Below are 14839 nucleotides of genomic sequence, written 5' to 3'. Positions count from 1 at the left end.
AACGAAAATGCGAGCATGAAAACAATAAAGAATATATTTTTCAGCAGTTGGTGCGCACTGCTGCCTCTGGTGGTGTTCGCGGCTGATGGCGAATCCGATATGGATTCCCTGCCGGCGCTCATGCCCTACCCGCAGCAGCTCACCCCGCATTCCGCCGCCCCTGAGTTTATCCTGAGCGGGAACAGCGCACTCTGTTTCCGCAACTCACCGAGCAACCGATTGCGCGCAGCGGAAGCCCGTTTTCGACGGCGCACCGAGCGCCAGACCGGGATTTCCCTGAATGCGGCTACTCGCTGCGATACGCCCTGCGTTGCCGGCAATATTTCTGTTGTCGAACTCGCCGTCACCAGCGAAGACGCACCGAGCACGCTGGGCGAGTTGAGCCGCGCCGGGGACGCCTACCAGCTCGAAATCAATCCGCAGAGAATCACCCTGAGCGCGGACTTTGAAGTAGGCATACTCCGCGGACTGCAAACACTGTCGCAGCTGCTCGGCATACAAAGGGCCAACGCGGCTTCACTGCAGCCCATGACCATCAACGACCGGCCACGCTTCCGCTGGCGCGGCCTGATGCTGGATTCCGCGCGCCACTTTTTTTCCGTGGACACGATCAAGCGCCAGCTGGACGGTATGGCCGCCGCCAAACTGAATGTCTTGCATTGGCACCTCACCGATGACCAGAGCTGGCGACTGCAAAGCCACGCCTATCCGCGGTTGCATGAAACCGCGCCCGGCGGAAACTTCTATACCCGCGAGCAGGTGGCAGACATCGTCGCCTACGCGTTCGACCGCGGCATTGTGGTGGTGCCGGAAATCGACATGCCCGGCCACGCCAGCGCCATCGGTGTCGCCTACCCGGAACTCATGTCTGCACCCGGCCCTTATACACCCGAAGACCACTGGGGAGTGCACAAGCCACTACTGAACCCGGCCAACCCGGCAGTCTATACCTTCGCGGAAAAAGTCTTCGCAGAAGTCGCTGAACTGTTTCCATTCGAATACGTGCATATCGGCGGCGACGAGGTAAACCCCGAGCACTGGGAGGCCAACGCGGAGATCCAGCGGTTCATGCAGACGCGGCAACTGCCAGACAGCCGCGCGCTGCACAATTTTTTCAACCGTCGGCTGTCGGAGATCCTCGCAGGGCTCGACCGCAAGATGATCGGTTGGGACGAAATACTACATCCGGGACTCGCGCCCGATGCCGCGGTGCAGTCCTGGCGCGGCCCCGACGCGCTCGGTGATATTGCGCGCGCGGGACACAACGCGATTCTCTCCACCGGTTTCTATCTGGACCAACCCCAGTACACCGGCTATCACTATCGCAACGCCATCATTCCCGAATCGCTGGAGTTTACGGATGTTCAGCCCGGCGAGCAGTGGCAGACCTGGCAATTCAGCGCCCCACGCAAACGGGGCAGTCCGGTCAGCGGCACGTTTACCCTGATTGAATCCCGCGACGGCGAGTTGCGCGGTGTGATGAAATTTTCCGGCAAAACCCCGCAGCGGCTCCGCGGGGTTAAGCGTGCGGGCCCATACACCCATTTCAGCCTGGATACCTGGATGGGCCCGCTGCGGGCGCGGCTGCGTTTAAACAACAAAACACTCAGCGGTGAGTTTGTTGTGGGGAATGCACCCTATCACCCCGTTGGTGAACAGATCGGCGGCACGCAGGCGGAACACGAGGCACCGGTATTTTCCGGCGCTCAACACGGGCTTACGGATGTGCAGGTAGAAAATATCCTCGGCGGAGAAGCCGCACTCTGGGCGGAAATGGTGGACGAGCACACCATCGATCTGCGCCTGTGGCCGCGCACCTTCGCCGTGGCGGAGCGCTTGTGGTCAGGCGAAGACCTGCAGGATGAGGCCTTTCTGTACCGGCGCTTGCCAGTAATCGACCGGTGGGCGGAAGCCGCCCTCGGCCTGCAGCATCGTTCACAGCAGGCCGCCGCGCTGCATCACCTATTTCCGAAAAGCCTGCAGTCGCAGGCCCTGGCATTTTCCGCGGTGCTGGAGCCCGCCCACTACTATCACCGCCACCACGAAAAATCCGTGCACGAAACCTATTCCAGGCGCGACCCGCTGAACCGCTTCGCCGACAGTCTGCCGGTAGAGAGTATCGCGCTGCGGGAGCTGCGCGCACTCGCGGAAAGCCTGCCGCGAGATCCCACTTCAGCCATAGACGTAGAATCGCTGCAGCCCGGCCTGCTGCATCTGTGGCGCGCAGGCGTAGCCGCACAATCCCTTCGGCAGCACGCGGAGGCGCTTCCCGCGGATATTCGGAAACTGGCGGACCTGGTAGATCAGCAAATGGAACTCGGCTTTCTGATTACCGCGCGGTTTGTCGAACGGCAACCGTTCACCCCCAATGAAGAGGTGGCTGTCCGCGCACAGATTGCCTCGCTCAAGGGTATGCACGGCGAAGTTGTGCTTCCGGCTGTTTATGTGCTGGAACGTTTTATGGATCGGCTGCAGTATTCCGGACCCGGCGTGAACAACAATACGGACAAGCAACATGATTAATTTTTTCGGCGCTTCAATTCTGGCACTGGCAATCGCTGGCAGCGCGGCGGATACGCAAACCACAGACTGGATGCCGGAGGGCAGCTTTACCAGCGGTGTGGAGGGCCCGGTGGTGGGGCCGGATGGCAGCCTGTACGCGGTGAATTTTTCCCATCAGGGCACCATTGGCCGTGTTACTGAAAAGGGCCGCGGAGAAGTCTGGCTGCAACTGCCGGAAGGCAGCACCGGCAACAGTCTGCGCTTCCACAATGGACTGATGTACGTCGCCGACTACACCGGCCACAATGTGTTGCAGATCGACCCCGCCACCAGAAAAATCCTGCGCAAATTCCACAATCCGGAAATGCACCAACCCAACGATATCGCCATCGCCCAAGACGGCACCATTTATGCCAGCGATCCGGACTGGGCCAACAACAGTGGCCAGCTGTGGCGTATTTCTCCCGAGGGTGCATTCACTCTGCTGGAAAGAAATATGGGCACCACCAATGGCATTGAGCTGAGCCCCGACGGCAGGAAACTGTATCTCAATGAAAGCGTGCAGCGTCGGGTGTGGGTGTATGACGTGTTGGACAACGGCGATGTGGCCAACAAAAAACTGCTGTTGGAATTCGATGACTTCGGACTGGATGGAATGCAGACAGACGTCGAAGGCAATCTCTACATCACCCGCTACGGCGCGGGTGTGGTTCTCAAGGTTTCCCCCACTGGTGAAGTACTTTCCACTGTTCGCCTGACGGGCCAACACCCAACCAACGTTGCTCTGAGCGATGATGAAAAAACCGGCTATGTAACCATGCAGAAGCGCGGGGCGATTGAACGGTTTTCTACGGGGCGCTGAGGGAGGCCGATAGCTGCCGAGATTTTTGATTAAAAATTGGCCGACCCGAATCTCGGGAAACACTTTGACAAGATCGATTTCAAGCATTTATGGTAGCGGTACCATTTCGATAATAAATACGGAATACGTACCGTGAAAAGTAAGAATCTCGTGTTGCTGTCCCTGCCGTTGATCGCGCTGGGACTCTCTGCCTGCGACGGTGAATCCCCCGTTGTCGATTCCAATTCACAGGTTTTCACCGAAGCTGGAACAGCCAGCGCGATAACACCGGACCTGCGCCTCAATGATCGCGAGTATTTCCAGGCCCCGGGGGTCAACATTCTCGCCTTCAGCAACCCACCGGGCGGCCTCTTCTACGATGCCAAGACCAGCGGTATCGAAATCATCCAGCGCGGCGAGCGGATCGCCACCAACGGCGACCTGCGCCTGTTGCACACCCCGGAACAGTGGGATGGGATGGGTCAGTTAATTGAGCGCAGCGTTGAGCGCGAGGCAAGTCGCATCGAAGCGCGGCTGGAATATCCCGAACTCGGTTTCTCCTATCGCGTAGTCGCGCAGGCCGAGGGCGGGAAAATGGAAATCAGTGTGCAGCTGGACGAGCCCCTGCCGCAAAAGCTTGCAGGCAAAGCCGGCTTCAATATGGAATTCCTGCCGGCCAGCTATTTCGGCAAGGCGTACCTGATGGACGGCCGCGGCGGCCTGTTTCCGCGGCACCCCGGCGGTGGTATGCAGTTCGACGAGACTGGGCGCACCGAACCACTGCCACTCGCCACGGGTCACAAGCTGGTACTGTCTCCGGAAGATCCCATCAACCGCGTTGCCATCCGCAATCTCGGCGGCGACAACCCGCTGATGCTGTTCGACGGCCGCAACAAGGCGCAGAACGGCTGGTTTGTAGTGCGCAGCCTGATCCCCGCGGGGCGCTCGGGCGAGGTGGTCCGCTGGGAGCTGGATGTGCAGGCGGACCCCGACTGGATACGCAAGCCAGTGATCGGTTTTTCCCAGGCGGGCTACCACCCGGCACAGCCGAAACGGGCGGTGATCGAACTCGACAGCAATGACAAGCCGCATGACCACGCGCGGCTGTTGAAAATCGAACCGGATGGCAAAAAATCCACAGCGCTGGATGCGGCAGTGGATTCGTGGGGGGAATACCTGCGCTACCGGTACGTTACCTTCGATTTTTCCGCGGTGGCGCAGCCGGGGCTGTACCAGATCGAATACGGCGATCAGCTGAGTGCGCCCTTCCCCATCGACGCCGCAGCACATGCCGACATCTGGCAGCCGACGCTGGATGTTTTCCTGCCGGTACAGATGGACCATATGGAAGTACGCGAGGCCTACCGGGTGTGGCACGGCCGCTCACACCTGGACGATGCGCTGCAGGCACCAGCCGACTATGAGCATTTCGATCTCTACGCACACAATGCGCAGACCGATACAAAGTTCAAACCCTTTGAGCATATTCCCGGGCTGGATGTCGGCGGCTGGTATGACGCAGGTGACTACGATATTCGCACCCAGTCTCAATACCATACGGTGCGCAACCTGGTGCACGCCTGGGAAGAGTTCGGTATAGACCGGGACAACACCACCATCAGCCAGCAGAAACGCAGTGTGCAGATGCACCGGCCGGACGGTGTGCCGGATATCATCCAGCAGATAGAGCACGGCACCCTGGCTCTGATCGCGCAGCACCGCGCTCTCGGCCACGCCATCCCCGGTATCGTGGCCGCGCATCTCTACCAATATCCGCATCTGGGCGACGGTTCCACCAAAACCGACAACCGCGTTTACGCCCGGGCGCTGGACCCATTCGCCGAAGAGCGACGGGTCGGGAAAATGTACCTGCCTTCTACCGTTGCACCGCCGCCAGAGCGCCGGGTAATGAATACCGATGGCGAGAAAAGTGGCGAGTTCGACGACCGCTGGGCGTTTACCAGCAACACTTCTGCGCTTAACTACGGCTCCGCCGCAGCGCTCGCCGCCGCCAGCCGCGCACTACGCAATTACAATGAAAAACTCGCCGATGAGTGCCTCGCCACCGCAGTGCGTGTGTGGCAGTACGAACAGCAGCGCGAGCCCAATCTGTACCACTACGGCAACACCACCGGCGGACGCTTGGAGGAGGAGCAACTGGCCGCGGCCGTGGAACTGCTGATCAGCACGGAAGACGCCCAGTACGCCGCGTCCGTACACACATTGCTGCCCCAGGTACGCGAGCGGTTTGCTTTCAACGCCGTCACGCTGGCGCAGGCGATTCCGCTGATGGATGAGGACTTCCGGGATAACATGCAGCAGCTTGCGCGCGACTACCGCGAGCAGATCCGCGCCTTCGAGCGCGAAACCCCCTACGGTGTTCCCGTTACCCGCGGCGGCTGGGCCGGTGCCGGCGGTGTTGTCAATTTCGGCAACACCAATTACTGGCTGCACAAGCACTTTCCGCACATCGTTGAAAATGATCTGGTGTTCCGCAGCCTCGACTATATTCTTGGCCGCCACCCCGGTTCGAACCTTTCTCTGGTATCGGGCGTGGGTGCGGAATCCAAACTGGTGGCCTACGGCTCCAACCGCGCGGACTTCTCGTTTATTCCCGGCGGCGTCGTGCCCGGTGTGCTGATACTTCCGCCGGATTTTCCGGAAAACAAGGAAAACTGGCCATTTTTCTGGGGCCAGAACGAGTATGTGATCACCGTTGGTGCCAGTTATATTTTCCTGGCCAATGCGGTGCAGGCATTATTGCAGCCTGAGGATATTTGATAGCCGACACTGATCGCGGCGGTTGTTCGACCGGCCATGACCATACCCCAAAAAACAAAAGCCCGGCCGCCTGTTGGCGGCCGGGCTTTTTTTAACAAACAGCGCACGCCGTATCAGAACTTCGCACGAAGTCCCAACGCGTACCGACGGTCGGTGATGAAATTCAGAGAGTCCGTACGTGTCCCTTCCTGATCCAGCTGCAACTCAGTGCGAGTCTCAGTATTCAGGATATTGCTCGCCTCCAGACCAATCTGAATATTGTCGGTGATGTTGTAGTACGCGGAACCATCGAGGAAGCCCGCCGCCTTCGCATACACCGGCGCAAACTCGTTGGAATCGCGGCGGGTTACCAGATAATCGGAGCGCCAGTTGTACGCCAGGCGCACCGACAGATCCGCATACTCGTACATCCCCACGATGTTGTAGCTCTCATCCGAGTAGCCCGGCAGCGGCAGATCTGTGAAAGCGCGGAAGCTGTTGCGGCCGTCGTAGATTGGATTGCCGTTGGTATCAAAGCGCACCGCACCCATTTGCTCGTCACTCATCGGATCATTCAGATCCTTCTGATCAATATAGGTGTAGTTCAGCTGTACACCGAGGCCGCTCCAAGCGCCCGGCAGGTTGTCGAAGAACTGGCTATAGGAAATCTCAAAGCCCTGTATCGAGCCCTCGCCGTCGTTCGCCGGGCCGTTGAAGGAAACCGACTCGGTCACGCCGGTGCGCGGGTTGGTCACATCCGCCAGGAAGGGACGCTCGCGGAACAGGTTATCGATATCCTTGCGGAACAGCGCCAGTGCCAGAGAACCGGTATCTGAAAAATACCACTCTGTGGTCAGGTCGAGGTTGAGGGCTTCTTCCGGCTCCAGGAACGGGTTGCGCGCGGTACCGTTGATCTGCACACTGCCGGGAGTGATGCCGGTGATCGGGCCGTTCTCGCCGTCGCGCTGTACTTCGTACTCCAAGGTCACGATGCGCGAGTTGCGAGTGTCCTGCAGGTTCGGGAAGTACAGACTCTGCGACGCCCCGACGCGCACAATCACATCTTCCTTTACATTCACCGCCAGGTTGAAGCTTGGCAGCACGGTGCTGTAGTCGGTGCCATCGACGGTGCTCACCGCACCCTGTCCGTCGGCAAACGCCTGCAGGTTTTCACTCAGGAAGTCGGCACCTTCACCACCGGCCAGCGGCATTACCACGTAGCCGCTGGACTCCAACTGGTAGCTTACATAGCGCAGGCCAAAGTTACCGCGGTATGGCATTTCCAGGGTGTCGTCTGCGAAGTCGAAGCGCACATAAGCTTCCTGGCGCTTCTCGTTGGTGGAGGTGATATCGTGCGGCGCAAAGGGGCTGCCCGGTGCTACGCGACCAGCCATGTCGACCATGGCCTGGTAGCAGTTCGGGTTGCTCTGCCCCACCGGCGAAGCGCCGCCCGGGTTGGTCTCGCCGTAGGGAGCAGTGTTGAAACCTTCCTCGCAGGCGCGGCGCATGAAACTGGCGAAATCCTGCGCGGACGCCATCTTGATAAACAGAAAGTCGTCGCGACCGTCGAGAATGCCACCCTGGTAAAAGTCGCTCCAGTTCTGGCGCTCGAATTCATCGCTGATCGCGTTGTAATCACCGTTCATGGAGATGGCGGTATTCCATGGGGTATTTACCGCCCCCCAGTTGGAGTACTCGCTATCGCGCACGGTGAGATCCTTGTCGGAACGGTACACGCCGCCGCTCAGAGTACGCGCCCAGCCGTCGCCCAGTTCGTATTCCAGATCCAGCTTCAGCGCGTTCATACTCGCATCGGAATCCACCGCGGTGTCCAGGGCGGTCGCCAGCAACACATCCGGGCGTGGACCATCCCAGTTGGGTGTGTAGTCGGGCTCGAACAGGCGATCGCTCAGGAACTCGATGCTCGGGCGGCTGCCGCGCAGATCCAGATACACGTCGGACACAGAGTGCTGCGCGCGGGCATTGATGCCGTTGTTGATCATTTCTTCGGTGGCGTCCACACGCTGGATATCCAGACCTACATTGAGTCGCTCGGTGGCCTGCCATTCGATATTGAAGGAGAGATCTTCAACAGAGGTTTCGGTTTCGTTGTAGCGGGAGGACAGGTGCATCGGCATTTCCGGGCCGAAGCTGATCACACCGCTGGTGAACATGTTGTTCTCATCCCAGGTTGGCATCATGTCTTCCGACACATCGGTGCGCACACGGGAATCCCACCACTGCCCCTGCGCAAAGCCCTGCGCCTGCGGGCCGATCACGTTTTCACGCCACACCAGCGACGCCTCGGAACGCAGGTATTCCAGCGTGGTGATAACGCTGTCATTCGGGCTCCGCCATTGGAGGGAGGTTGCGAAACCGGTGCGCTCGCGATCGTTCTCGGCGCTGCGCAGGGAATACTGACCAGGGGTGTAATAGACCGAGCCCGCGGGCTGATCCGGGAAGGCGACCGGACCTTCCAGCGGGGAGTCTGGTGCAGTACCTCCGATCACAGTGCCGGTAGAGTCCCAGCCAGGTGGCACATTGATATGCGCATCACCGCGGGAATAAAAGTTGGCCACGCCGATCCCATCGCCGCGGGTGGCGAGTTCGGAGTGTGAGGCAGAGACCAGGAAGCCGAAATCACCGGCGTCGGTTTCCCACACGTCACTGAACAGGCCGGAGGCCGTAGGCGTGCTCTCTTCGCGGAAGTCGCCGTAGTTGGTTTTTACGGTGCCGGCGATCAACTGTTCATTGGTGTCAAACGGCTTGCGGGTAACCAGATTGACGGTACCGGCGATGCCGCCGGCGATCATATCCGCGGTCTGGTTCTTCACTACCTCTACCGCACCCAATAATTCCGGGGAAATATCTTCGAAATTGAGGCCGCCGCTGGGGGTAGCACTGAAAGAGTCGCGACCGTTGATCTCACTGCGCACACGATCAAGGCCGCGCACCAGCACACCGGTGCCCTCGTCGGCGTAGTGGTTGGGGTCGTCGGAGGCGGCAAAGCGCTCGATACTCACGCCGGGTACCCGCTGCAGGGCCTCGGTAACAGATTTGTCCGGTAGCGCGCCGATATCCGACGCGGTGATCACGTCCTTGACGGTGTCGGCATCGCGCTTGAGGTCTTGGGCGGACTGCAGTGTTGCGCGCATATCCCCGTAGACCACGACTTCCTCGACGAGCGCGTCGTCCGTGTGTGATGCCTGCGCGGCGAGTTGCCCCGGCAGCAGGCCGCAGACTGCACCACATACGGCGATGCTGAGCAGTTTCTGGTTGAATTTCCTTGGCATGGCTAACCCTCGGTGGTGTTTATCTTTTTATTCGTACGATGGCACTACCCCTGGCACTCCTTGCCCAGTACCCTCTTTTATTGTTGCGTCCTCAAAAGCCCCGCGCGGCCTCCAGTTCTGTTCCACATTTGCTTATCCACATCCGGAGGAATGCAAAAAAAGCTCCGGGATCTCCCATAACCGGCAATTCCAACGGGAGTCCCGACTGCGAGCGATACAAGGTGAACATCAAATATGGACTGGTGATGCCAGCGCATGGAGGAAACATACCAACCGAGAAAATAACTTTCAACAAATATAACTTTAAATGTTAGATATTTTCACAACCTGGTGCGAGGGCACCTACCGCCTGGTATCTACCGCGAAAGGTTCGCAATCTGACGCAAAAGCTCGCGGACGATGAGGCATATGCACCCTCAGCGCTTAGACTGAGGGAGCGGGTTCGGGACTGCGCCACCGGTGCACAAAACACGCCAACCAGTCGATATAGTGACGAGAGTCTCCCAAAGAACATTTACACGCCATTCGGATGGCGCCATTATGCGTAAAAGAGCGGAAAGTCTGGTGGGAATCCGATGCCAAATACCTATCTGAGAATCGATATAGTTTCCGACGTTGTCTGCCCCTGGTGCGCCATCGGCTACTACCGGCTCGCGCGCGCGCTGGAGAAATTCGGCGATCGGTTTACCGTAAATACGGTGTGGCACCCCTTCGAGCTGAACCCCGACATGCCGGAAGCCGGCGAGAACCTGCGCGATCACCTGGCGCGTAAATACCGGATCTCGGAGCAGCAGAGCAGAGAGAATCGTCAACGCCTGCAGACGCTGGCAGCAGCGGTAGGATTCGAGATCAATTTCACCGACGACCTGCGTATCTACAATACGCGCCAAGCCCACAAGCTCCTGCACTGGTCAGAGAACAGCGACCGGCAAACGGACCTGCAGCTCCAGCTTTTCAGTGATTACTTCACCCACGGAAAAAATCTCAATCACGAGAGCGTTCTGCTGGATGCCGCTGAATCGGTAGGGTTGGATCGCGCGGAAGCCTCTAAGGCGCTAGAGGATACCGCCATCGCCCGCCAGACTCTGGCGCGGGAGGAGCAGTTAGTGCTTCAGGGAATTCAGGGGGTGCCGCTGTTCATGTTCAATCACGACTACGCCATCAGCGGCGCGGAAGAAGTGGCAGCGTTTGAACATCAGCTCGAGATCATTCTGAGTAAGACGACCGCGTGATCACCGCCCCCTGAACACACACCAACTCATCCTCTCCCCGGAGGCCCTGCGGCCTCACGGCGCTGCGCCCGCACTCACTTGACACACCAGGGTAAACACCACCTCGCTGTTGGCGGGCAGGACGGGGATTACCAGACCGCCACCCACCAGCTGCGCGGGATCGATCGGCGCCACCGGACACTGGGCGCCGCCCGTGGCGCTGCAGGAGATCGTCGCCGGAGTAATGCAATCCTGGTTCGCGTCTGGGGTGTCAGTCAGTATGGCATTGGTGGTGTCCCGCGGTCCCAGGTTGTCGACGGTGATGGTGTAAGTCACGTTATCACCGGCGACGACGGTAGTGGGCTGTGCACTCTTGGTAACGGCCAGGTCCGTCGACAGTCGCTCGTTGGTAAAACGACAGGTGATCTCACTGCCCGCTGCGGTGGCAGCCGCATCCAGCGTGACGGTCGCGGTGTTGATATCGACAACCGCACTACCCGCTTGCAGACCTCGGCAGGTGATGTCCGTAAGTTCAAACGTTGCGGGAATACCGGACTCGGTAATGGGGGTCGCGGTATTGGCACTGGACAGATAAAAGCTGTTGCCCCGCTGCACCTGTCCGGGGCTGGTGGTGGTAATACTCTGCTCCGGCACACCGTTGCCGCCGCTGAAAGAAAAGGTCCCTACATCCCCCTCGGATACTTTTTCAATCGTCACTTCCGGCGCGCGCCTATTCGTGTCGGTTGCGGAGTTATTACCGGGATCGGGATCGATCACGCCATCCGGTACATCCGCGCGGGCGGTATTGATGAGATCTCCGGTGTAGTCCTCCGGCACCGTAATTGTAAACAGATAGGTAATGCTGCCGCCTGCCGGCAGGTCTACCGTCTCGTTGATAGCGCCGGTGCCGGAAAGTGCGCCACAACTGGCACCGCCATTGGCGGAGCAGGTCCAGCTGGCGCTGCTCACACCCGCGGGCAGCGCGTCACTGACCGTTGCCCCCGTCACATCATCCGGGCCATTGTTGTTCACGACAATGGTGTAGGTTAGATCGGAGCCCGGCACATACAGGTCGCTATTGTCGGTTTTGGTAACCGCCAGATCCGCCTGCAATTCCCGCAGTGTATTCACGAAGGTACAGGCGAGTTGATCGCCCTGGTTCAGGGTAAAAGAAAAGTTCGTACCGCTGCCGCTGGGTGTCTGGCCACCCGCCAACCCGTTGGTGCAGGAGTAGGTCGTGGTGTAGTTGGCTAGATTGGTGGACCCGCTGCCGGCTTCCGAAAGCGTGTAGCTGCTACCCACCACCGGCTGTGATGCGGTAATGGTCGGCGACACCGCGGTGCCGGAGCCCGTGGTAGTGGCGCTGGTGCCGCCGGCACCGTTGATACTCAACTGGAACTGATCCCCCTCGGCGAACCGCCCATCCGGCAGGGATTTTTGCAAGCTGATACTGGCCTGTGGTTCCGCATTATTGGTAAAGGTGCAGACGATGTCTGCGCCCGGCAGGGTGCCGCTGCCGTCGATGGAGACCTGACGCTCATTGAGGTCCACCGTGTAATTGCCGCCCTCGGAAAGACCGGTACAGGTGATATCGGTGAGGGTAAAGCCCGGCGCAAGCGTGGGTTCCCTGACCACCACCTGCTGCCCCGCATTGACGATACTCTGCGCCGGCGCCTGTACCGCAACGCCCTCCTCCACGGTGGTGATATTCGGCGAGCCGCCGGCATTCTGCACACTGAAGAAAAAGGTGCCCACACCACCGAATGAAATCTTTTCAATCGTCAGCAATGGCTGGCGCTGGTTGGTGTCGGTGGCGGTGTTGTTGTCGGGGTTTGAATCCGTCACGCCCGCAGGTGGCGTGACCGTGGCTGTGTTAACCAGATCGCCGGGAAAGTCCCGCGGGACATTCAACGTGAAGTTGTACGTTACGCTGCCGAACACCGGGATATCCGGGGTGTCGTTCAGCGCGCCGTTGCCGTTTGCCGCGCCACAGGTGCCGCCGTTATTGCCGCTGCAGGTCCAGCTCGCTTCGGTGATTCCCGCCGGCAGTGGATCGCTCACCACCGCCTTCTCGACCGCCGCGGGGCCATTGTTGGTCACGGTGATGAAGTAGGTAACCGATTGCCCCGGTGTGTAGAGGGTTTGGAAATCGTCCTTGGTAATGGCGAGATCCGTGCTCAGTTCAAACGGCGCCGTGAAACAGTGGGAGCCATCACTGACCGAGGACGTCGGCGCATTGCCGATGTTCGATGCGCGACCGCTGTTGATGTCGAACTGGTACACGTTGCCGAAGTCATCGGCACCAAACACACCGTTGCTTGCGCCCCACATGGCGGTAATCGGCGAGAAGGTGTTGGTATCGCCGACGACGGTGACTGGCAGCACCGCACCCTGAGGCTGGCCCACCACATTAAAGGTGCGCAATTGACGGGTCGCGGTATCTACGGTGTACATACGCCCGTTGTAGAACGCGAGATCGCCGGGGCTGGTGACCTGAGAGGTATCAAACAATAACGCCTGGGTCGGGAAAGGATCCTGCAGAGTCACATCAATGCGGAAGATATTCTGCTGGGCGCCACCGGTGGTCACATACATGAAACCGTCGCTGGCGAACGTCCCGGCGACCCACTCCGCCGCGGGCAGAATATTGATGGCGACCACCTCGGAGGAACCGTCTGCACTGATCCGGATCAGGGACAGGTCGCTGGAAATCGCATAGATAAAATTGTCCGCCGGATTATAGGCCGCGGCGTTGTACTGCACATTGGGCGTGTTGCCGAGGGTGGTGTAACTGAATGGACTGGTGCCGGTGTCCATCAGTATCAGATCCGTGGTGCCCGCCCCCTGATGCAGGTACATGCGGCTGTCGCAACTGCCAAAATCTTCGCGCACCACCGGGCGCAGGGTCACACTGTCGCTGTTATTGTCGAGCCTTGCCTCAAGTATGTTCGCCGGCGGTGCAGCAGACAGCCTCACCGTTTGCGGCCCCCGCGCCGTCGTCGCGGTGTCAGCCACCACGTCGAAAAAAATCTCGCCGCCATCCAGGCTTACCAGCGTGTCTATGGGGCCGAATCCCCGAGGCTCGCCGCACCGGGAGTCGCCGTCGGCGCGGCAGATCCAACGCGCACTTGCCAGCGCCGCAGGCAACTGGAACTGCACGCGCACGCCGTCCAGCAGAATGTCACTTTCTGTTCCCACCACCAGGCGGAAACTCACCGGCTCGCCGGGTACAAAACTGCGGCTGCGCAACTCTATGCGCGTGTAGATTTCTACCTGTACCGTGACGCCCCGCAATTCGTCACCGACGCCGCTGCCGGTCAGATGTGGCAGCCCCATACGGTAGCGGGCGGCGGCAAAATCCGGCAGCTCCAACGGCGCCTCTGCGCAGCGCAGCACCTCGCCGCGCACGGTATCCCAATATCCGAAAGCGTCGGGGGCCCCGGAATTCAGGTCGTAGCGGTAAACCCGGCCGCTGTCGTCATACGCAAACACCCCGTTGGCGGCGGCGGCCATACCGCGCACCGCGGGCGGGTTGTCCGTCGCGCGCCAGCGCTCAACCGGCACCTGTGCGGCGCTGCCCGAGAGATAGGACTGCACGTCAATGCGCAGCAGACCCGCGGTGCGGTCTACCGCGTACAGATAGCCGTCGAACCAGCTGAGTCCGGTGATGGCGACTGGCTCGGACAGGGTGAGGACCTGAACCGTCCCGCTCTGAGGATCGACCCGATGGATCTCCGCCACACCCTTCTCTGCGACCGGTACTACGTAATAAAAACCCCGATGATCGAAAGCGCCTCGTGCGACGGCGACGTGATGCCGCTCTCCGCCCTCACGGGTAAAAGGTATTTCCGAAACGCTCTGCGCCACGCCGCGACGGTCGATACGCAATACCTCGCCGCGCGCGCCATCGCCTGCGGGGGATATCGCGTAGACGAACTGATCACCGGCGTTATAGGCCACCGCAGTCAGGCGGCCGGGCGCAACTCCGGTGCCGGCACGGCGGATTGACTGTGGAGGGGTGTTGCTATCGCCGGAATACAGCACAGGTTGGCCATTCGCATTCTCGGCATAAAACCACAGGCGGCTGTCGCACTGGCCAAAATCTTCCTGTGCCGCGGCATGGCCGGCGAACCCGAGCGATATTACCGACAGCAGCAACACCCGCACGAGCCAGAGCGCGATGCACCGGCTGTGCCGGAAAATGTCTGCTGTTATCTGTTGCGCGCTCATCG

At 59.9% G+C, this 14839-nt stretch carries 6 protein-coding genes; 4 read left to right on the top strand and 2 right to left on the bottom strand.

Going from position 1 to position 14839, the window contains the following annotated elements:
• Positions 1-15: 15 nt before the first annotated feature.
• The 3 genes from FDY93_RS17470 (at position 16) to FDY93_RS17460 (ending at position 6124) form a co-directional block, all read left to right on the top strand.
• On the top strand, positions 16-2523 hold the full coding sequence (locus FDY93_RS17470) for a beta-N-acetylhexosaminidase (protein ID WP_138237038.1): 2508 nt from the start codon (positions 16-18) through the stop codon (positions 2521-2523).
• The gene (locus tag FDY93_RS17465) at positions 2516-3364 is read left to right on the top strand and encodes an SMP-30/gluconolactonase/LRE family protein (RefSeq protein WP_138237037.1); all 849 of its coding nucleotides are present in this window, start codon (positions 2516-2518) and stop codon (positions 3362-3364) included. The genes FDY93_RS17470 and FDY93_RS17465 overlap by 8 nt, the downstream gene beginning before the upstream one ends.
• A gap of 132 nt (positions 3365-3496) precedes the next feature.
• Entirely contained in the window at positions 3497-6124 is a 2628-nt protein-coding gene (locus FDY93_RS17460) for a glycoside hydrolase family 9 protein (RefSeq protein WP_246068632.1), read from the top strand.
• A gap of 113 nt (positions 6125-6237) precedes the next feature.
• On the opposite strand, the gene FDY93_RS17455 is transcribed toward FDY93_RS17460, so the two are convergent.
• On the bottom strand, positions 6238-9396 hold the full coding sequence (locus FDY93_RS17455; protein WP_138237036.1) for a TonB-dependent receptor: 3159 nt from the start codon (positions 9394-9396) through the stop codon (positions 6238-6240).
• Positions 9397-9971: 575 nt separating this feature from the next.
• Between FDY93_RS17455 and FDY93_RS17450 the strand changes: the two genes are divergently transcribed.
• Positions 9972-10628, top strand: coding sequence for a DsbA family oxidoreductase (locus tag FDY93_RS17450; protein ID WP_138237035.1), 657 nt, complete (start codon positions 9972-9974; stop codon positions 10626-10628).
• Positions 10629-10682: 54 nt separating this feature from the next.
• Here FDY93_RS17450 and FDY93_RS17445 read toward each other — a convergent pair whose 3' ends face one another.
• Entirely contained in the window at positions 10683-14837 is a 4155-nt protein-coding gene (locus FDY93_RS17445) for a DUF11 domain-containing protein (RefSeq protein WP_138237034.1), read from the bottom strand.
• Positions 14838-14839: the final 2 nt, after the last annotated feature.

It is taken from the genome of Microbulbifer harenosus (assembly GCF_005771435.1).
Classification (GTDB): domain Bacteria; phylum Pseudomonadota; class Gammaproteobacteria; order Pseudomonadales; family Cellvibrionaceae; genus Microbulbifer; species Microbulbifer harenosus.
The sequence above is the reverse complement of the archived record's forward strand: the minus strand, read 5'-3'. Positions and strand labels throughout refer to the sequence as shown.